The organism is Pseudomonas sp. MF09150 (genome assembly GCF_059862355.1).
The window spans coordinates 487,157-507,346 of the sequence record NZ_JCBCUS010000004.1 but is presented as its reverse complement, the minus strand read 5'-3'; the positions used below and the strand labels follow the sequence as shown (position 1 = coordinate 507,346).

Below are 20,190 nucleotides of genomic sequence, written 5' to 3'. Positions count from 1 at the left end.
AGGGCGGTGGCGTCAGGCCATGGATTTTATTTTTCTGGGCAGGATCGAGATGTGTTTCAGGTCTTTTGCGAGCCGCTTTTCGGGCTCTTTAGGTGTTTTTTTTATTCTGCTGTTGCGCCGATTATCAGTGAGGGGTTGCGGGGGCGAAACTTCAATTTTAACATAGCAGCTGTTAAATAATTTAATAGCAGAGGGCGTGCCCGGCCATGGTTGAACAGCGTTTGCCACCGATGAATGCGGTGCGTGCCTTCGATGCGGCAGCGCGCCTTGGCAGCTATGTCGAGGCGTCCAAAGCCCTGCACGTGACCCAGCCTGCCATCGGCCGCCATGTGAAGCTGCTGGAGGAATGGCTGGGGGTGCAGCTGTTTGAACGTACCTCGCGCGGGGTGATCCTGACTGCCGCCGGGGAGACCTATCACCGCAAGGTTGCCCAGGCGCTGCAACTGATCATCGAAGCCGGCCAGGAGTTGCAGCCAGGGGATCGCGAGCGCTGGCTGCGGATCATGGTGGTGCCGGGGTTCGCCAAGCGCTGGCTGACTCCGAGGCTGGAAGCGTTGCGCCATGTGCGACCGGGATTAAAGTTCGCCATCGAGCCTAATTCGACCTTTACCGAGGTCGATGCCAAGCACTGTGACCTGGGGATCGCCTACGGCCTGGACGGGCAGTACCCCCAATCACGGGCGAGCCTGATTCGCCCTCGAGTGTTCCCGATCTGCACCCCGGGTTACCTGGCCAGCATCGAGCCGATCAGCAGCCCCACCGATTTGCTCAAGCACAACCTGATTCACTTCGATGACGGTGAGTGGTGGAACATGTGGTTCGCCGCCAATGGCCTGGACATCCACATCGGCTCCGACGTGCTCTACGTCAATAACGACCATGCCTTGTCCGTGGCGGAAAGCGGGCAGGGCATCGCCCTGGCCAATGAAGTGCTGGTGCGCGAAGAGCTCAAGGCCGGGACCCTGGTGCGGGCGCTGGAAGACCAGGTGCAGTTGGAGAGCTACCGCGTGCTGACGCCCAATGGGCAATGGTCGGCGGACGTGGCGTGGTTCACCCAGTGGTTGAAAACCGAGCTGGAGGCGGATTTTCCCGAGGCGCGGATAACGCAGGCGTAGCCGCTGCTTCAGGCCCTCAGAGCGCCGTAATTTACCTGGCACTGCACGGTGTCCTATCGGGCCAGCGCAGCCTCGCGGGCTCGGCAGCGGCTACGGGCTTATGTCAGTTGAAAGCGCCCGGTATTGGCACTCAACGCGCGGCTACCCTGGCTCAGGGTGTCGGCGGCGAGGTTGACGGCACGGGCGCCTTCCAGCAGGCGTACGGCGGCCTGATCCACCTGCTGGATATTGCCGCTGACTTCATCGGCGGTGCAGGCCTGTTCCTCCACGGCGGTGGCGATGTGCGCCAGGGTGTCGGTGACGCTTTGCACGGCCTGGGCAATTTCCTCCAGTCGTTCGCCCAGGCCGGTGACCGCGTGCGCATCGCTCTGGGCCTGGCCGCAGGCGGCTTGCATCAGGCTCACCGCTTCATTGACGGTGCTGCGCAGGCTGTCGACGGTGCCGGCAATCTGCGCGGTCGACGACTGGGTGCGTTGCGACAGGCTGCGTACTTCATCGGCGACCACCGCAAACCCACGGCCCTGCTCCCCGGCCCGGGCGGCTTCGATGGCGGCATTCAGGGCCAGCAGATTGGTCTGTTCGGCGACGCCGCGAATGGTGTCCACCACCAGCTGGATCTGTTGCCCTTGCTCGCTGACCCGGCCCAGGGCCGCGGCGGTTTCATTGAGCCGTTGATTGAGCTGCTGGATGCTCGCGGTGGTGCGCTGGCTGTCGCGACTGCTGTCGGCGGCAATGCGCTGGGTGTGCTGGGCGCTGCCGGAGGCCTGCTCGCAACTCTGGGCCACACCCTGGGACGTGGCGGCCAACTGGGTCGCGGCGGTGGCGATCTGGCTGATCTGCTGCTGTTGCGCTTCGACCTCGCCCAGGGCTCCGCTTGAGTGATCGTTAAGGCTGCGCACGGCATTGCTCAGTTGCAGGGTTTCATGGTCCACGCCCTGCAGGCTGCTGCGTAACTGCACCACCGCCACATTCAGCGCGGTACTGATGGCGGCCAGTTCGTCGCGCCCATGCACCGGCACTTGCAGGCACAGGTTGCCGTCACGCAGGGCCTCGGCCAGTTGGGTGATGCCGCTGGCGCTGCGGCGGATCGAGGCCTGCAGGCAGATAAACAGATACAGCGCCGCCAGCAGCAGCGCACCGAGCACCGTCGCCACCAGGAGGAACTGGCGCACCGCTGCGCCCTGATAGTGTTCCAGGCGTTGGTCCAGGGAATTCAGCGAGTCCTGACGCAGGCTCGCCAGATTGCCCAGCAGGCCGTCCAGGCTGCGTTCGAAATCTTCCGGCTTGAGGTTGATGCTGCCGCCGAACACCCCGTCGTCCAGCACCTTGAGCCCGGCGTCGAGCTGCTTGAGGCTGTCGTGATAGTGCCCGGCCCAGGCTTGCAGTTCGCTGGGCAGGCGCGCTTCGAGCAGGCCGGCGGTCTTCACCAACTGGTCGCGGGCATCGCCGATACGGCTGCGCAGGTCGCGCAATTGCAGGCGGCTTTGCAGGGTGAACTGCCCAGAAACCACCGACGCCTGGCCGACGCTGGCCAGGCGCCCGACCCGTTCGATCAGGTCCGGCGCATGCTGGGTGGAGATCTGCGTCAGCAGGTAGGTTTCCAGCCAGGGGGCGAGGGTCAGGCGATTGTCCATGACGATCTGCTCGCGCAGCGCCTGCAGCGCACTCAAGGCGGCGGTGAAGCGATCGTAGCCGTCCGGCCACCAACCAACGCTGCTCAGACTCTTGGAGTCCAGGCCATTGAGCGCCGCTTGCAAGGCCTGGAAGCGGGCCAGGGTGTCGCCAGCGGCACCGGCGGTCTGCAGGGCGGCGCCGAGTTCGACCATGGCCTGGTCCAGCGCCGGTTGCACGCCATCAAAGGCGGCCATGGCGGCCAGGGTTGCCGGGGTCGGTTGACGATTGGTTTCGGTGGCGCGCCAGCGGGCGGCGCGGTCGCGTTGCGCGGCCAGCAGGTTGTCCAGGTTGTTGAGGGCCAGCAGCTGATGCACCCCGGTGCGCTCGCCGGCGATCAGGCTGAGCTTGTCGCGGTAGTCCTGGCCAATCATCCACAGGCTGACCAGCAGCGGCAGGATAAACAGCAGAAACAGCAGCTGGAATTTGCGGGCGAAACCGAAACGCCCGAGCAGCCGAATGCCTGGTGAAAGAAAAAGATGCATCCCGACAACTCCCCCGGGCACTACGCACCATTGGCGTGCGGTCAGGGCGGTGTGGCCCGTGACCCGTGCCCTCGTAAAAGGCCTCGAAAAGCTCGCCAGTGCAGCCGTTATCAGGCCGGCGCTGTGGCGATACTTCCCATTTTCCGTCCCCTTTGTAAGGGCGGCGGGTTGGAAGCAATCCCGGAGCAAGATTCAGACCATGGCGTTACGCTATCAGTGGCAGATGGTCAGGATAGGTACTTAGCAAGCTAAGGGGATGGCGTTGCTGCACCTAAAAATGGCACATTGGCGCACCTGCAAATGTGCATCCATTCGCTGTACGGAAACTCTCATGGCTATCAGCAACGTTCAGTCCGCCGCGACTTCGGCCCCCGCGTCGGCGCAAAGCAGTCCCCTGGTCATGCGCATCATCGGCGCGGTAGCGCTGGCGCACCTGATCAACGACCTGATTCAGGCCGTGCTGCCGTCGATCTACCCGATGCTCAAGCAAAGCTACGGCCTGACCTTTACCCAGGTCGGCCTGATCACCTTGGCCTTCCAGTTGACGGCGTCGTTGCTGCAACCTTGGGTCGGTTACTACACCGACCGTCATCCCAAACCCTACTTGCTGCCGATGGGCATGATCTGCACCCTGATCGGCATCCTGATGATGTCCCAGGTCGGCAGCTTCCCGTTGATTCTGCTGGCGTCGGCGCTGATCGGCATTGGCTCTTCGACCTTTCACCCGGAAGCATCGCGAGTGGCGCGGCTGGCTTCGGGCGGGCGCTTTGGCCTGGCACAGTCGACCTTCCAAGTCGGTGGCAATGCCGGCACCGCCTTCGGCCCATTACTGGCGGCGGCCATCATCATTCCCTATGGCCAGGGCAATGTGGCCTGGTTCGGCCTGTTTGCGGTGTTTGCCCTGGTGGTGCTGTATGCCATCAGCCGCTGGTACGCCAACCACCTGCGGCTGTTCAAACTCAAGCAAGGCCAGGCGGCTACCCACGGCTTGTCCAAAGCCCGGGTGCTGAGCGCGCTGGTGGTGCTTGGGCTGCTGGTGTTCTCCAAGTATTTCTACATGTCCAGCTTCACCAGTTATTTCACCTTCTACCTGATCGAGAAGTTCGACCTGTCGGTGGCCAGTTCGCAGCTGCATCTGTTCCTGTTCCTCGGCGCAGTAGCGGCGGGGACCTTCTTCGGCGGGCCGATCGGCGACAGGATCGGGCGCAAGGCGGTGATCTGGTTCTCGATCCTCGGGGTGGCGCCGTTCACCTTGATCCTGCCCCACGTCGACCTGTTCTGGACCAGCGTCCTCAGCGTGGTGATCGGCTTTATCCTGGCCTCGGCATTTTCGGCCATCGTGGTCTACGCCCAGGAACTGGTGCCGGGCAACGTCGGCATGATCGCCGGGGTGTTCTTCGGCCTGATGTTCGGTTTCGGTGGCATCGGCGCTGCGCTGCTGGGCTATGTGGCAGACGCGCACGGCATCGAATATGTGTACCGGTTGTGCGCGTATCTGCCGCTGTTCGGCATCTTGGCGATCTTCCTGCCGCGTAGCAAAAAAGCCTGATCGACCTCGGGCTTGCCCGCGATCCGTCAGTTGCGTTGCTGATCGATCGCGGGTAACTCAACTCCCCCCTCTATCCAGCAATCGGCCCGCCAGTGCGGGCCGCAAGCGTTGCCGAGCGCTCTACGAGAAAGGTTTCAGGTTCTTTCTGTTTCTAAATGATATTCATTTGCATTACAATCGCGCCTTCCTCAGTGCACCGTAACAGTGCATTGAATCGACAAGGACCGTTTTTAATGCGACCTACCCCCTGCCTTTTCAACTCACTTTTCCTCACCGCCGGCGTCATGCTGGCCGCTCCGACGCTGCATGCCGAGGAGGTTGTCGAGAACAGCTCCCCGGCGGTTACCGAACTCGACACCTCATTTGTGACCGCCACCGGCGCGGCGACCGATATCCGGGACGCCCCTGCCAGTGTCAGTGTGATTTCTCGCGAAGAGATCGAGCGCCAACCGGTGTACGACCTCAACACCCTGCTGCGCCGCGTCCCCGGTGTGACCGGCGGCTTCGGCCCGGTGGGCGAGCAATCGAAGATCAAACTGCGCGGCCTGGATGACAAGTACACCTTGATCCTGGTGGACGGCAAACGCGTCGGCAGTTCGGCCGACACCAGTTACCGCCGCGACCTGGCGCGCCAGGACCTGAACTGGATCGCGCCGAGCATGATCGAGCGCATCGAGATCGTGCGTGGGCCGATGTCTTCGCTGTACGGTTCCGACGCCATGGGCGGGGTGATCAATATCATCACGCGCAAGGTATCCAAGACCTGGAGCGGCTCGGCCAGCACCAACATCACCGTGCCCAAGGATTCGGATCGCGGCCAGACCACCCAGAACAGCCTCAACCTGGCCGGCCCGTTGACCGACTCTCTGGGCCTGCGCCTGGGGGCCAACGTGACTCGCCGCGCTGCCGACGAGGTCGAGCCTCGGCGCGATGCCGCCGGCGACTACATGTATGGCGACGGTGCCGGGGGTTCCAAGGACCACAGCGTGAACGCCTTGCTCGACTGGAAAATCAACGACGAGCAGAGCCTGTCCCTGGAAGCGGTGCACGGTGTCGAGCGCTCATGGTCATCGAAAAAGACCTTCGGCGATTACGGCGAAACCATCGGCGAAGGCTTCGGTGCCGGGCGCCTGATCCGCGACAGTTATGTGCTGTCCCACACCGGTGACTGGAGTTTCGGCAGCACGAAACTGGATGCCTACTTGAACAAATTCAAGAACGACATCGAGTGGGGTAAAGCCAACTCCGAAGAAAAAATCGTTGAAGGCAGCCTCAATCTGCCGTTTGAGTGGCTGGTCAATCAGAGCCTGACCCTGGGCGGTCAATGGAAGCGCGAAGAACTGACCAACAGCAACACCCTCGGCACCGTACCGGTTGACTACCAGGGCAATCCAGTCAACGGCTCCAGCTTGAAGGCCGACTACTCGGCGGCGTTTATCGAGGATGAACTGTTCCTGCTCGACAACCTGTCCCTGACCTTGGGCAACCGCTTCGACCACAGCGACGAATACGGTAACCACAACAGCCCACGGGCCTATCTGGTCTATCACCCGCACCCCGACTGGACCGTGCGGGGCGGTATCTCCAAGGGCTTTCGCGCGCCCAGCCTGAAAGAGGGCAGTGCGGGCGCGGCGACGGAGTCCGGGGGCCGTGGCTGTGGCTCCCTGGTGGTCCTGGGGTACGGCTCCGGCAGTTGCTGGATGGCCGGCAACCCGAACCTGACGCCGGAGACCAGCACCAACAAGGAAGTCGGTGTGTCCTTCGATCACGGTGGCTGGGAAGCCGGCTTGACCTACTTCCACACCGACTTCACCGACAAGATCGAATACGCCGCACTGGGCGAGTACCAGGGACGCTGGTGGACCATGCTGGAAAACGTCGACAAGGCGCGTACCCGTGGCTGGGAAGGCACGACGCGGGTGCCATTGGGTGACTCCGTGGACTGGCGCACCAACGCCACCTACATGCTGGAGAGCCGAAACCTGTCCACCGGTGAAGACTTGATCAGCTCACCCAAGCTGTCGCTGTTCAGCGCCATCAACTGGCAGGTCAATGATCAGCTCAACACCGAACTGTCGGCGCAGCATGTCGGCAAGCAGCGGGGGATTGGTGATGATTTCACCCAGTCGTACACCACCTACGACCTGACGGCGAACCTGGCGCTGACCAAGTGGTTGAGCCTGAATGCCGGGGTGCAAAACCTGCTGGATGAAGATCCACGGGATGGGGCGACGAATTTCTATGTGCCCGGACGGGCGTTTTTTGCGGGGGCTACAACTTACTTCTGAGGCCGCAGTGCGTGCCGCGGTGGCATGACACGGGCCGTGCAACACCGGGCTATTGCGGCAAGTGCTTTGCCGCAATAGCCCGCAGGTGCTTAGACGTTAAAGCGGAAGTGCATCACGTCGCCGTCCTTGACCACGTATTCCTTACCTTCCAGGCGCCATTTACCGGCTTCCTTGGCACCGGCTTCACCCTTGAACTGGATGAAGTCGTTGTAGGCGATGACTTCGGCGCGGATAAAGCCTTTTTCGAAGTCGGTGTGGATCACGCCAGCGGCTTGTGGCGCGGTGGCGCCGACCTTGACGGTCCAGGCGCGGACTTCTTCGACACCGGCGGTGAAGTAGGTCTGCAGGTGCAGCATTTCGTAGCCGGCGCGGATCACGCGGTTCAGGCCAGGTTCTTCCAGGCCCAGGGCTTCGAGGAACATGTCTTTCTCTTCGCCGTCTTCGAGCTCGGCGATCTCGGCTTCGATCTTGTTGCAGACCGGCACCACCATGGCGCCTTCTTCTTCGGCAATGGCCAGGACGACGTCGAGCAGCGGGTTGTTCTCGAAACCGTCTTCAGCGACGTTGGCGATGTACATGACCGGCTTGGTGGTCAGCAGGTGGAAGCCACGAATCACCGCTTTCTCATCGGTGCTCATGTTCTTCATCAGGCTGCGCGCAGGCTTGCCTTCGGTGAAGTGTGCGATCAGCTGTTCCAGCAGGGCCTTCTGGACCACGGCGTCCTTGTCACCACCCTTGGCGTTGCGGGTGACTTTCTGCAGTTGCTTCTCGCAGCTGTCGAGGTCGGCGAAGATCAGTTCCAGGTCGATGATTTCGATGTCGCGCTTGGGGTCGACGCTGTTGGAGACGTGAATCACGTTCTCGTCTTCGAAGCAGCGGACCACGTGGGCGATGGCATCGGTTTCACGGATGTTGGCCAGGAACTTGTTGCCCAGGCCTTCACCTTTCGAGGCGCCGGCCACCAGGCCTGCGATGTCGACGAATTCCATGGTGGTCGGCAGGATGCGCTTTGGATTGACAATGGCTGCCAGGGCTTCCAGGCGCTTGTCCGGCATCGGCACGATGCCGGTGTTCGGCTCGATGGTGCAGAAGGGGAAGTTCTCGGCCGCGATCCCGGATTTGGTCAGGGCGTTGAACAGGGTGGACTTGCCGACGTTAGGTAGGCCGACGATGCCGCAATTGAATCCCATGGTGTTTCCCCTTGGATAAGAGTCAGGCCTTCTGGCTGTGCAGGTTTTTCATCGCGCGGTTCCATTCACCGGCGAGGATATCCGGCAGCACGCCGAGGGCAAAGTCGATGCTGGCATCGAGTTTTTCCTGTTCGGCGCGTGGCGCACGACCCAGGACGAAATTTGAAACCATACTGGCAACGCCCGGGTGGCCAATGCCAAGCCGCAGGCGGTGAAAGGTATTCTGATTGCCCAGCTGCGCGATGATGTCGCGCAACCCGTTGTGACCGCCATGGCCGCCGCCCTGCTTGAGCTTGGCGACGCCGGGTGGCAGGTCGAGTTCGTCGTGGGCCACCAGGATTTCTTCAGGCGTGATGCGGAAGAAACCGGCAAGTGCCGCCACGGCCTGGCCGCTGCGGTTCATGTAGGTGGTGGGAATCAACAGGCGAACATCCTGACCCTGATGCGAATAACGCCCGGTCAGGCCGAAATATTTGCGATCGGCCACAAGGTTGACCCCTTGTTTTTCGGCGATGCGCTCAACAAAAAGGGCCCCTGCGTTATGCCGGGTCTGTTCGTATTCAGCGCCTGGATTACCCAGGCCAACGATCAGTTTGATGGCAGTCACGATAGGGGCCCTTCCTTGGAGTGGTGGATAACATCGCAGCAACCGGGTGTTGCGGCGAAAGTGGACGACAAGTGCTCATTTACCATTATGTAAACTCCGCGTTACCGCCCGCTTTCTCGCTACGTTCCAGTCCGCGATGTTTCCTGGTCACTCCGGCGCTGCAGAGTAATTACTCTGCAGCGCCTTCTTCAGCTTCTGGAGCAACACGTGGAGCGTGAACGTTGGCAACAGCCTTGTCATCGCCGTGTGCCAGAGCAACAAACTCAACGCCTTTAGGGGCTTTGAGGTCAGACAGGTGAATGATCGCGCCGATTTCGGCGTTAGCCAGATCGACTTCGATGAATTCAGGCAGGTCTTTTGGCAGGCAGGTCACTTCGATTTCAGAAACAACGTGCGAAACTTCGCCGCCTTTCTTGATCGGAGCTTCTTCGCCAACAAAGTGTACAGGCACGATAGCGGTCAGTTTCTGGCCAGCTACAACGCGTACGAAGTCAGCGTGCATCACGTGGCCTTTGGCCGGGTGACGCTGCAGAGCTTTGATGATTACGTTTTGCTTGGTGCCGCCAACGTTCAGCTCGATGATGTGGCTGTAAGCCGCTTCGTTTTCGAGCAGTTTGGCAACTTCTTTAGCCAGCATGCTGATGGATTCAGGGGCTTTTTCGCCACCGTAAACTACAGCTGGAACCAGGCTTGCGAGACGACGCAGGCGGCGGCTCGCACCTTTCCCCAGGTCGGAACGCACTTCAGCATTCAGAGTAAAATCGTTCATGTTGTATCTCCAAAATAACCACATTCGCCCCAGCGTTTGCGACCAGCGCTAAAGGCGATATGGGCAAAAAAGCCCCGCCCCGACAGGAATGCCGGGGCGGGGCGCTTTTCGTCAGAACAATGTTCGAGAAGGGCAGGGCCCTTAGCGGAACATCGCGCTGATCGATTCTTCATTGCTGATGCGGCGAACCGCCTCGGCAACTACCGGCGCGATATCCAGTTGACGGATACGCGAGCAGGCTTGAGCAGCTGCGGACAACGGGATGGTGTTAGTCACCACCAGTTCGTCCAGCATGGAATTTTCGATGTTTTCGATCGCCCGACCCGACAGTACCGGGTGCGTGCAATAAGCGAAAACCTTGGCTGCGCCATGCTCTTTCAAGGCCTTGGCCGCGTGGCACAGAGTGCCGGCGGTATCGACCATGTCATCGACCAGAATACAGGTACGCCCTTCGACATCACCGATGATATGCATCACTTCAGAGTGATTGGCTTTCTCACGGCGTTTGTCGATGATCCCGAGATCCACGCCCAGGGATTTGGCAACAGCCCGTGCACGCACGACGCCACCAATGTCCGGGGACACGATCATCAGGTTTTCGAAGCGCTGATCTTCGATGTCATCCACCAAGACGGGGGAGCCGTAGATGTTATCTACCGGAATATCGAAGAAACCCTGGATTTGGTCAGCATGCAGATCAACCGTGAGAACACGATCGATGCCGACTACGGTAAGCATGTCAGCCACGACTTTCGCGCTGATAGCCACACGTGCGGAACGCGGACGGCGATCCTGACGGGCATAACCAAAGTAAGGAATAACAGCAGTGATACGAGTAGCCGAGGAGCGGCGGAAGGCATCAGCCATCACTACCAGTTCCATCAGGTTATCGTTGGTCGGAGCGCAAGTCGGCTGAATAATGAAGACATCTTTACCGCGGACGTTTTCATTGATCTCTGCAGTAATTTCGCCGTCGGAAAACTTGCCGACAGAAATGTCACCGAGAGGGATATGCAGCTGACGTACAACACGCCGAGCCAGATCGGGGTTAGCGTTCCCCGTAAAGACCATCATCTTGGACACGCGCAGTACCTGAAGGCTGAGGGTAACCTGGATGAGTATAGGAAAATGGCAGGGGCGGCTGGATTCGAACCAACGCATGGCAGGATCAAAACCTGCTGCCTTACCGCTTGGCGACGCCCCTGTATCTGTTGCATCGAGTGCCTGGCACTCGGTTCCTTTAGAGCAGATTTTGCAGCTTGCGATGCAACATCGAAACGTTGCTTCCTTTTGCTACAAACCCTGTAAGGGTCTCTGTAAGAAGGGCCGAGACTTTATCAGCTTCAGCTTTGCTTGGGAAGCCCCCAAACACACAACTTCCAGTTCCGGTGAGTTTTGCTTCGGTAAAATTACCTAACAAATTCAATGCGTTACGTACTTCTGGATAACGCCTTGCTACCACCGGCAAGCAGTCATTTCGACTGTTTCCCTTGGGAACGGGGCGCACTTTAATGGGCGCGGAGTTACGTGTCAACAGCGGATCTGAAAAAATTTCTGCTGTACTTACAGAGACTTGCGGTACAAGCACCAGATACCACGGTTCTTCGGGTTCTACAGGGGTCAGTTTTTCGCCGACGCCTTCGGCAAAAGCCGCATGGCCGCGCACGAATACCGGGACGTCGGCGCCCAGTGTCAGGCCCAGGCTGGCCAGGCGATCTTCATCCCAACCCAGCTGCCACAAGTGATTCAGTCCGAGCAAAGTGGTCGCCGCATTCGAGCTGCCGCCGCCGATACCGCCGCCCATCGGCAGGACCTTTTCGATCCAGATGTCGATCCCCAGCGGGCATGCCGATTGTTCCTGGAGTTTTTTTGCGGCTTTCACGATCAGGTTGCTGTCGTGGGGCACATCGGCGAACTCGGTGTGCAGGCGGATCACGCCGTCATCGCGCACGGCGAAAGTGATTTCATCGCCGTAGTCGAGGAACTGAAAAATGGTCTGCAGTTCGTGGTAGCCGTCTTCCCGGCGACCCAGAATGTGCAGCATCAGGTTGAGTTTGGCCGGGGAGGGCAGGGTCAGTCGCTGTGCGGTCATCTCACTGCCCCAGCTTGCGCGGTTGCCATTCCTTGATCACCAGTGTGACATCAAGGTCGCTGCCGTGCAGTTTGATCCGCTCGGGCAGCCAATAGCCGTTCTGTTGCGCGTAGCTCAGGTATTCCACCTGCCAGCCATCCTGCTCAAGGGTCGCCAGGCGGCTGTCGGCGTCAAGGCTCAGGCGACTTTTGCTGTCAGGCGCGGGCAATCCGCGGACCCACCATGACAGGTGGGACACCGGCAGCTTCCAGCCCAGTTGTTCTTCGAGCAGGGTTTCCGGGGTGGCAGCGTCATAGCGGCCCTGGTTGGCGACCTCCAGCGACACTTTGCCCGGACGCCCGGTAAGGCGTGCGGCGCCACGACCCAGTGGGCCGGACAGACGGATGTCGTAGTAGTCCTGGCGTTGCAGCCAGAACAACGTGCCGCTGCCCGAATCCTTTGGTGCGCGAATGCCGATCTTGCCGTTGATCTGCCAGCCGTCGAGGCCGGTCAGTTGCTGTTTGTGCTCGCGCCATTGCGCGGGGTTGCCATGGCCCTCTACCGATTCACGGGAGCCGAAGCTGGAGCAGCCGGCGAGCAAGGCGATAAAACTGAAAGCAATAACGTGGCGCAAAAACATAGTCTTAAAGAGTCTCTGATCCGGTCAGGCGCTTGATGGTGCTGCGCAGGAGAGGGCTGTCGGGTTGGTCCTTGAGGAACTTGCTCCAGATCTGCCGGGCTTCGCGCTGCTTGCCATTGGCCCACAGCACTTCGCCCAGGTGGGCAGCAACTTCCTGATCGGGGAAGCGTTCCAGAGCCTGGCGCAGCAGGCGCTCTGCTTCATCCAGGTTACCCAGGCGGAAGTTCACCCAGCCCAGGCTATCGAGTACGGCGGGGTCTTCAGGGTTCAATTGATGAGCCCGTTCGATCAGATCCTTGGCTTCGGCATAGCGCGTGGTGCGGTCCGACAGGGTGTAGCCCAGAGCATTGAGTGCCATGGCGTTGTCCGGCTCGCGCTTGAGGATCAGGCGCAGGTCTTTTTCCATCTGCGCCAGATCATTGCGTTTTTCCGCCTGCATGGCCCGGGTGTACAGCAGGTTCAAGTCGTCGGGGTACTGCAACAACGCCTGCTGGAGGACTTTCCAGGCGCGGTCGCCCTGATTGTTCGCCGACAGGGTCTCGGCTTCGATCAGGTACAGCTGGATTGCGTAGTCAGGCTGGGCATCGCGCGCGGCGCCCAGGCGTTTCTCGGCCTCATCGGTGCGGCCGTTGTTCATCAGGATATCGGCCTGGCGCAGTTGAGCCGGCAGGTAATCGTTGCCGGGGCCCACTTGCTCGTACTCGGCCAGTGCGCCTTGTGGGTCATTGAGCTCTTCGGCGATGCGGCCCAGGTTCAGGTGCGCCGAGTCGACATGGCTTTCGCGGGCGATCAGGTCTTCCAGGTAACCCTTGGCTTCCTGCCAGGCCTTGGCTTCGAGGCACACCAGGGCGAGGGAATAACGCAGCTCGTCGTCTTCCGGATATTGCTGCACCAGGCTGGAGAACTGCACTTTGGCGTCGTCCATGCGGTCCTGTTCGACCAGCATGCGTGCATAGGTCAGGCGCAGGCGCTTGTCGTCCGGGTATTGGCGAATGCTTTTTTCCAGCAGCGGCAGCGCTTCCTTGCCACGGTTGAGGCTTTGCAGCAGACGCGCACGCAGCAGCAGCGGCGCGACTTCACCGTCTTCCGGCGGGTTCTGCTCGAGCAAGGTCAGGGCGCCCTGACCATCGCCGTCCTGTTGCAGCAGCAAGGCTTTGCCGAAAATCAGCTGGCCGTTGTTCGGGTGCTTCTGCAGCAAGCGGTCGAAACTCTTCATCAGGCCGTTGCGCGTGTCCTGGTCGGTATCGGCAGCCGACAGCGCAAGAAAATCGAAATGGGTGTCGCCCTTGCCCTGCAGGACCTTCTCCATATAGACCATGGAGTCGTCATAGCGACCGCTGCGCGCCAACTGTATGGCGGCTGCGCGCTGTGCTTCGAGGTCGTCGGGAGCGTTTTTGGCCCAGATCAGCGAGGTATCGAGTGCTGCCTGGTCGGCGCCCAGGTATTCGGCAATGCGAAAGGCTCTTTCGGAGATGCCCGGGTCCTGAGTGTTGATGGCCTGGGTCACGTAGTTGTCCAGGGCAATGTCAAAACGATTGCGCTGGCCAGCCAGTTCCGCACTCAACAGGCTGAAGACCGTGTCTTCACTGAACGAGGCGTAAACCGTGGGCTTTTCAGGGGCGGGGGCATTGTCTTCAACCGGCGGCGTACCGTCCGACGAAACGGGTGCCAAGGCCTGGCAGCCGCTGAGGAAGACAAAAGCGAGGAGCAACGCGGAAGATCTATTCATATAGGAAGAGGACGACTAACCTGCGGTCGGATCATCATGACACAAGCCTTCGGTCAAACATAACCGAGACTCAATGGGACGCCAGAACAGAGGCCGTCTATTAGTGTATGCGCAAAAACGGCCTGCGCTGAGACCATGGGGCACGCTGGGCGCCCTTGGCGCTACGCGCAAACAGGCTCGGAATGCTCATTTAGGCCACTAAATTCCGTTTCCTCGTCTGCTTTCGCCGTGCCTGATCTTCGCTCGACGAGTTTTTGCTCAAAACTAGGACAATAGTCGGCAGTGGTTGTTCTGAATCTTTCGAAGTAGGACAATTGCCGGCTTCTCGACATCATCAGCGACCTTGAATGGCCTTCCTTGCACTCGGTATTAACCACAAGACTGCTTCAGTAGACGTCCGCGAGCGCGTGGCCTTTACCCCTGAGCAGTTGGTTGAGGCCTTGCAGCAGCTCTGCCGCCTCACCGACAGCCGCGAAGCTGCGATCCTCTCCACCTGCAATCGCAGTGAGCTTTATATAGAACAGGATCAGCTTTCGGCGGATATCGTGCTGCGCTGGCTGGCGCAATACCATCATTTGAACGTCGATGACCTGCGCGCCAGTGCTTATGTGCACGAAGATGATGCGGCAGTTCGTCACATGATGCGCGTGGCATCCGGGCTCGATTCCCTGGTGTTGGGCGAACCGCAGATTCTCGGGCAGATGAAGTCGGCCTACGCCGTGGCGCGTGAAGCCGGGACGATCGGCCCGCTGTTGGGCCGCCTGTTCCAGGCCACGTTCAGCGCTGCCAAGCAAGTGCGCACCGACACCGCCATCGGCGAAAACCCGGTTTCCGTGGCATTTGCCGCGGTCAGCCTGGCCAAACAGATTTTCAGCGACCTGCAACGCAGCCAGGCCCTGCTGATCGGCGCTGGCGAGACCATTACCCTGGTCGCCCGCCATCTGCATGACCTGGGAGTCAAGCGTATCGTGGTCGCCAACCGCACTCTGGAGCGGGCGAGCATTCTTGCTGAGCAGTTCGGCGCCCATGCGGTGCTGCTCTCGGATATTCCCCAGGAGTTGGTGCACAGCGACATCGTCATCAGTTCGACCGCCAGCCAGTTGCCGATTCTCGGCAAGGGCGCGGTGGAAAGTGCTCTGAAGCTGCGCAAGCACAAGCCGATTTTCATGGTGGATATCGCCGTCCCTCGGGATATCGAGCCGGAAGTCGGCGAGTTGGACGACGTTTACCTGTACACCGTCGACGATCTTCACGAAGTGGTCGCGGAAAACCTCAAGAGCCGTCAAGGCGCGGCCCAGGCGGCGGAAGAGCTGGTGAATATCGGCGCCGAGGACTTCATGGTGCGCCTGCGCGAGCTGGCGGCGGTGGATGTGCTCAAGGCCTATCGTCAACAAAGCGAGCGCCTGCGGGACGAAGAATTGCAAAAGGCCCTGCGCCTGCTGGCCAACGGCGGCAGTGCCGAAGATGTGCTGGCGCAACTGGCCCGTGGCCTGACCAACAAATTGCTGCATGCGCCCAGCGTTCAGTTGAAGAAACTGACCGCTGAAGGCCGCCTCGATGCGTTGGCCATGGCCCAAGAACTTTTTGCCCTCGGTGAGGGCTCGTCGGATAGCTCTTCGGATAAAAAACCGCAATGAAAGCGTCACTGCTCAATAAACTGGACATCCTCCAGGACCGTTTCGAGGAATTGACCGCCTTGCTCGGCGACGGCGAAGTCATTGCCGATCAGACCAAGTTCCGCGCGTATTCCAAGGAGTACGCCGAAGTCGAGCCGATCGTCAGCGCCTATAAGCAGGTGCTCAAGGTCCAGGCCGACCTCGAAGGTGCCCAGGCGCTGCTCAAGGACAATGATCCGGACATGCGCGAAATGGCCGTGGAAGAAGTCCGCGAAGCCAAGGAGCAACTGCTGGAGCTGGAAAGCACCCTGCAACGCATGCTGCTGCCCAAGGACCCCAACGACGGGCGCAACGTGTTCCTGGAGATCCGCGCTGGCACCGGTGGCGACGAAGCGGCGATTTTCTCCGGCGACCTGTTCCGCATGTATTCGCGCTACGCCGAACGGCGTGGCTGGCGGCTGGAGATCCTCTCGGAAAACGAGGGTGAGCACGGCGGCTATAAAGAAGTCATTGCCCGGGTCGAGGGCGACAACGTCTACGGCAAGCTCAAATTCGAATCTGGCGCGCACCGTGTGCAACGGGTGCCGGCCACCGAGTCCCAGGGCCGTATCCACACCTCGGCCTGCACCGTGGCGGTATTGCCGGAGCCGGACGAGCAGGAAGCGATCGAGATCAACCCTGCGGACCTGCGGGTCGATACCTACCGCTCTTCCGGTGCCGGTGGCCAGCACGTGAACAAGACCGACTCGGCGATCCGCATCACGCACTTGCCCTCGGGGATCGTGGTCGAGTGTCAGGAAGAGCGCTCGCAGCACAAGAACCGGGCGCGGGCCATGTCCTGGCTGTCGGCCAAGCTCAATGACCAGCAGACCAGCGCCGCCGCCAATGCCATTGCCAGCGAGCGCAAGCTGCTGGTGGGTTCGGGGGATCGTTCCGAGCGCATCCGTACCTACAACTTCCCCCAGGGCCGGGTGACCGATCACCGTGTCAACCTGACCCTGTATTGCCTCGACGACATTCTTGCCGGTGGCGTCGACGCGGTTATCGAGCCGTTGCTGGCCGAGTACCAGGCGGATCAACTTGCAGCATTGGGTGAGTAAATGACCATCATCGCCAGCCTGCTGCGCGCAGCTCAATTGCCTGATTCGCCGACGGCGCGTCTGGATGCCGAGTTGCTGCTCGCCGCCGCCCTGGGCAAGCCGCGCAGCTTCCTGCACACCTGGCCGGAGCGCATCGTGCCCAGCGAGGCCGCGTTGACCTTCGCCGACTATCTGCAGCGCCGTCGTTCAGGCGAGCCGGTGGCCTATATCCTCGGCCAGCAGGGTTTCTGGAAGCTCGACCTGGAAGTCGCGCCGCACACTCTGATCCCACGGCCCGACACCGAGCTGTTGGTGGAAGCCGCCCTGGAACTGCTGCCCGCCACACCGGCCAAGGTGCTCGACCTGGGCACCGGCAGCGGCGCGATTGCCCTGGCCCTGGCCAGCGAGCGCCCGGCGTGGAAGGTCACGGCGGTCGACCGAGTGCTGGAAGCCGTGGCCCTGGCCGAGCGCAACCGCCAGCGCTTGCAGTTGAACAACGTCTCGGTGCTCAGCAGCCACTGGTTCAGCGCCCTGCACGCGCAACGCTTTGACCTGATTATCAGCAACCCGCCCTACATCGCAGCGGCCGACCCACACCTGGCGGCCGGCGACGTGCGTTTCGAGCCGGAAAGTGCGCTGGTCGCAGGGCCGGATGGCCTGGATGACCTGCGCTTGATCATCGCCCAGGCCCCGCAGCACCTTGAAGCCGGCGGCTGGTTGATGCTCGAACACGGCTACGATCAGGCGGAGGCCGTGCGCGATTTGCTGCTCGGCCAGGGGTTTGATGAGGTGCACAGTCGAGTCGATCTGGGTGGCCATGAACGCATCAGCCTGGGGCGCCTGCCGTGCTGAATGACCAGGAGCTGTTGCGCTATAGCCGACAGATTCTGTTGCAGCATGTCGATATCGACGGCCAATTGCGCCTCAAACACAGCCGCGCCCTGATCGTCGGCCTCGGCGGCCTCGGAGCTCCGGTGGCCTTGTACCTGGCGGCGGCCGGGGTCGGTGAGTTGCATTTGGCCGACTTCGACAGCGTCGACCTGACCAACCTGCAACGTCAGATCATCCATGACACCGACAGCGTCGGCATGAGCAAGGTGGACTCGGCGATCCGCCGCCTCACCGCGCTCAACCCGCAGGTGCACCTGGTGCCGCACCGCACTGCGCTGGACGAGGACTCCCTGGCGGCGGCGGTGTCCGCCGTCGACCTGGTGCTCGATTGCAGCGACAACTTCGCCACCCGGGAGGCGGTCAACGCGGCCTGTGTCGCGGCCGGCAAACCCCTGGTCAGCGGCGCGGCGATTCGCCTTGAAGGCCAATTGTCGGTGTTCGATCCACGGTGCGCCGAAAGCCCGTGCTACCACTGTTTATACGGGCACGGCAGCGACGCCGAGCTGACCTGCAGCGAAGCCGGAGTGCTCGGGCCCCTGGTCGGCATGGTCGGCAGCCTGCAAGCGCTCGAAGCGTTGAAGGTGCTCGCCGGCTTCGGTGAACCCCTGGTAGGACGCCTGCTGTTGATCGATGCGCTGGGTTCACGTTTTCGTGAGTTGCGGGTCAAGCGTGACCCAGGATGCAGTGTCTGTGGGCCCACACATGGGTGAAGCGCCCATCGCGGTATTCGACTCCGGTATCGGCGGCTTGTCGGTGCTGGCGGAAATCCAGCAGCGCCTGCCTGGCGAGTCACTGTTGTACTTCGCCGACTGTGGGCACATTCCTTACGGCGAGAAAACCCCGGAATTTATCCGTCAGCGCTGTGGCGTGATGGCGCGCTTCTTTCGTGAGCAGGGGGCCAAGGCCCTGGTGCTGGCCTGCAACACCGCGACGGTGGCGGCGGTGGCCGAGTTGCGCCGCGATTACCCGCAGTGGCCGATCGTGGGCATGGAGCCCGCGGTCAAGCCCGCTGCCGCCGCGACCCGCAGTGGCGTGGTCGGGGTGCTGGCGACCACCGGCACCTTGAAGAGCGCCAAGTTCGCGGCCTTGCTCGACCGTTTTGCCACCGATATCAAGGTCATCACCCGGCCTTGCCCGGGCCTGGTGGAACTGATCGAGGCCGGTGACCTGCACAGCCCGGCGTTGCGCGAGCTGTTGCAGAGTTATGTCGACCCACTGCTGGCCGCAGGATGCGACACCATCATTCTGGGCTGCACCCATTACCCCTTTCTCAAGCCTCTGCTCAAGCCGATGCTGCCCGCCCACATCAGCCTGATCGACACCGGTGCCGCCGTGGCCCGGCAATTGGAGCGCCTGCTCGACGAGCAGCAATTGCGTGCTCAGGGCCCGGCGCGCGAAGCGCAGTTCTGGACCAGTGGCAATGTGCCGCACTTCAAGCATATTCTTCCGCTGTTGTGGCACAGTAGCGGCGTTGTACACCCTTTCGATTTGTAAAAAAAACGTGAAAAAAAGCGGAATAGCGCTGAACTTCTGATTCCGCGCGGATTTCTATAGCTTGTCTGTACGATCGTACAACAACATACAAAAACGTTTAAAAAGGATGTTCGTGATGAAGCGTCTGTTCTGTTTGGCCGCGCTTGCGGCCGCACTCTTGGGGCAAAGTTTTAGTGCACAGGCCGCTGGCGTCGAATTCGCCGTGGGCCAGACCAGCGACTCGACCCAGACTTACCGCCTGGGCATGCAGTTCGACTGGGACAAGAGCTGGTTGCAAAGCGATGTCGGTCGCCTGACCGGCTACTGGAGTGGGGCCTACACCTATTGGGATGGCGACAAGAAGTCGAGCAACCACAGCCTGTCGTTCTCGCCGGTGCTGGTGTATGAGTTCTCCGGTGAAAACGTCAAACCGTACGTTGAAGCGGGGATCGGGGTCGCGCTGTTCAACCACACCGAAGTCGAGAGCAACAAACTGGGGTCAGCCTTCCAGTTTGAAGACCGGATTGGTTTCGGCCTGCGCTTCGCCGGCGGGCACGAAGTGGGCATTCGTGCCACTCACTACTCCAACGCCGGTATCAGCAGCAACAACGACGGCGTGGAGAGTTACGCGCTGCACTACACCATGCCGTTGTAAGCCGCACGCCGCAGCCGTATTAACGGCTGCGGTCAGCGATACGCCGTGGCGATGCCACGGCGTTCGGTGAGGCAGTCGGCTTCGCCCATCTCGAACTCCCGGCAGATCAGCGGGCGCTTCTCGTAGATGGTGCACATCATGCTGTTGCGATCCAGCGCGGCGCACCAGCCGTCATCCAGGCGCAGCATGACTTCGCCCCCCCAGTCATCGGTATCGATAAACCGTTCAGGCACACCGGTGTCGGTGATCAGCATGACTTCCAGCTGGCAGCAGCACGCCGCGCAGGTGGAGCAGGTGACCGCAGGTTCAGCAATCTGGGTGTGGGGGATGGTGTTCATAGGCGCGCAGTGTAAGGCAGTGGG

Annotated in this window: 18 protein-coding genes and 1 tRNA gene; 9 read left to right on the top strand and 10 right to left on the bottom strand. The window is 61.1% G+C overall.

All coding sequences use genetic code 11. From position 1 onward, the window contains the following. Positions 1 to 206 precede the first annotated feature (206 nt). Complete coding sequence (locus AC19YX_RS18555; protein ID WP_078472452.1) at positions 207 to 1,115, top strand: LysR substrate-binding domain-containing protein; 909 nt, start codon at positions 207 to 209, stop codon at positions 1,113 to 1,115. A gap of 98 nt (positions 1,116 to 1,213) precedes the next feature. On the opposite strand, the gene AC19YX_RS18550 is transcribed toward AC19YX_RS18555, so the two are convergent. Beyond that, complete coding sequence (locus tag AC19YX_RS18550; RefSeq protein ID WP_500606770.1) at positions 1,214 to 2,749, bottom strand: methyl-accepting chemotaxis protein; 1,536 nt, start codon at positions 2,747 to 2,749, stop codon at positions 1,214 to 1,216. 853 nt (positions 2,750 to 3,602) lie between these two features. On the opposite strand from AC19YX_RS18550, the gene AC19YX_RS18545 reads away from it, so the two are divergent. Then, positions 3,603 to 4,820 carry an MFS transporter gene (locus AC19YX_RS18545; RefSeq protein ID WP_078472450.1) on the top strand — a complete coding sequence of 406 codons (1,218 nt, stop codon included), beginning with the start codon at positions 3,603 to 3,605 and terminating at the stop codon, positions 4,818 to 4,820. 233 nt (positions 4,821 to 5,053) lie between these two features. Next, positions 5,054 to 7,108 (top strand): TonB-dependent receptor domain-containing protein, encoded by a 2,055-nt coding sequence (locus tag AC19YX_RS18540; RefSeq protein ID WP_201127920.1) that lies wholly within the window; start codon positions 5,054 to 5,056, stop codon positions 7,106 to 7,108. A gap of 89 nt (positions 7,109 to 7,197) precedes the next feature. Here the strand turns inward: AC19YX_RS18540 and ychF are convergent, their stop codons facing one another. The 8 genes from ychF to AC19YX_RS18500 all read right to left on the bottom strand — a co-directional run bounded on the left by ychF (position 7,198) and on the right by AC19YX_RS18500 (position 14,114). Continuing rightward, on the bottom strand, positions 7,198 to 8,298 hold the full coding sequence (gene ychF, locus AC19YX_RS18535) for a redox-regulated ATPase YchF (protein ID WP_020297648.1): 1,101 nt from the start codon (positions 8,296 to 8,298) through the stop codon (positions 7,198 to 7,200). Positions 8,299 to 8,320: 22 nt separating this feature from the next. Beyond that, positions 8,321 to 8,905 (bottom strand): aminoacyl-tRNA hydrolase, encoded by a 585-nt coding sequence (gene pth / locus AC19YX_RS18530; protein WP_078472449.1) that lies wholly within the window; start codon positions 8,903 to 8,905, stop codon positions 8,321 to 8,323. Positions 8,906 to 9,074: 169 nt separating this feature from the next. Next, a complete protein-coding gene (locus AC19YX_RS18525; protein WP_020297646.1) occupies positions 9,075 to 9,674 on the bottom strand; it encodes a 50S ribosomal protein L25/general stress protein Ctc in 600 nt (199 codons plus the stop codon). A gap of 141 nt (positions 9,675 to 9,815) precedes the next feature. Beyond that, positions 9,816 to 10,757: a ribose-phosphate pyrophosphokinase gene (locus AC19YX_RS18520; protein WP_003208392.1), complete on the bottom strand. Its 942-nt coding sequence runs from the start codon at positions 10,755 to 10,757 to the stop codon at positions 9,816 to 9,818. A 46-nt stretch (positions 10,758 to 10,803) separates the two neighbouring features. Then, a tRNA-Gln gene (locus tag AC19YX_RS18515) sits at positions 10,804 to 10,878 on the bottom strand. 36 nt (positions 10,879 to 10,914) lie between these two features. Next, positions 10,915 to 11,766, bottom strand: a complete 852-nt coding sequence (ispE, locus tag AC19YX_RS18510; RefSeq protein WP_421548751.1) for a 4-(cytidine 5'-diphospho)-2-C-methyl-D-erythritol kinase — start codon at positions 11,764 to 11,766, stop codon at positions 10,915 to 10,917. 1 nt (position 11,767) lies between these two features. Further along, positions 11,768 to 12,385 (bottom strand): lipoprotein insertase outer membrane protein LolB, encoded by a 618-nt coding sequence (lolB, locus tag AC19YX_RS18505; RefSeq protein WP_201127908.1) that lies wholly within the window; start codon positions 12,383 to 12,385, stop codon positions 11,768 to 11,770. 4 nt (positions 12,386 to 12,389) lie between these two features. Continuing rightward, positions 12,390 to 14,114 (bottom strand): tetratricopeptide repeat protein, encoded by a 1,725-nt coding sequence (locus AC19YX_RS18500; protein ID WP_078472446.1) that lies wholly within the window; start codon positions 14,112 to 14,114, stop codon positions 12,390 to 12,392. A gap of 347 nt (positions 14,115 to 14,461) precedes the next feature. Between AC19YX_RS18500 and hemA the strand changes: the two genes are divergently transcribed. The 6 genes from hemA (at position 14,462) to AC19YX_RS18470 (ending at position 19,828) form a co-directional block, all read left to right on the top strand. Next, the gene (gene hemA, locus AC19YX_RS18495) at positions 14,462 to 15,751 is read left to right on the top strand and encodes a glutamyl-tRNA reductase (protein ID WP_020297641.1); all 1,290 of its coding nucleotides are present in this window, start codon (positions 14,462 to 14,464) and stop codon (positions 15,749 to 15,751) included. Beyond that, positions 15,748 to 16,830 carry a peptide chain release factor 1 gene (gene prfA, locus AC19YX_RS18490; RefSeq protein ID WP_078472445.1) on the top strand — a complete coding sequence of 361 codons (1,083 nt, stop codon included), beginning with the start codon at positions 15,748 to 15,750 and terminating at the stop codon, positions 16,828 to 16,830. Before hemA ends, prfA begins: the two co-directional genes overlap by 4 nt. Next, positions 16,831 to 17,661 carry a peptide chain release factor N(5)-glutamine methyltransferase gene (prmC, locus tag AC19YX_RS18485; RefSeq protein WP_500606734.1) on the top strand — a complete coding sequence of 277 codons (831 nt, stop codon included), beginning with the start codon at positions 16,831 to 16,833 and terminating at the stop codon, positions 17,659 to 17,661. Further along, positions 17,655 to 18,410, top strand: a complete 756-nt coding sequence (locus AC19YX_RS18480; protein ID WP_500606733.1) for a molybdopterin-synthase adenylyltransferase MoeB — start codon at positions 17,655 to 17,657, stop codon at positions 18,408 to 18,410. The genes prmC and AC19YX_RS18480 overlap by 7 nt, the downstream gene beginning before the upstream one ends. Beyond that, a complete protein-coding gene (gene murI, locus AC19YX_RS18475; protein ID WP_078472442.1) occupies positions 18,403 to 19,194 on the top strand; it encodes a glutamate racemase in 792 nt (263 codons plus the stop codon). The genes AC19YX_RS18480 and murI overlap by 8 nt, the downstream gene beginning before the upstream one ends. A 115-nt stretch (positions 19,195 to 19,309) precedes the next feature. After that, positions 19,310 to 19,828, top strand: a complete 519-nt coding sequence (locus tag AC19YX_RS18470) for an acyloxyacyl hydrolase (protein WP_078472441.1) — start codon at positions 19,310 to 19,312, stop codon at positions 19,826 to 19,828. 32 nt (positions 19,829 to 19,860) lie between these two features. Here the strand turns inward: AC19YX_RS18470 and AC19YX_RS18465 are convergent, their stop codons facing one another. Beyond that, positions 19,861 to 20,166 (bottom strand): YkgJ family cysteine cluster protein, encoded by a 306-nt coding sequence (locus tag AC19YX_RS18465; RefSeq protein WP_020297635.1) that lies wholly within the window; start codon positions 20,164 to 20,166, stop codon positions 19,861 to 19,863. Between the last annotated feature and the right edge of the window lie 24 nt (positions 20,167 to 20,190).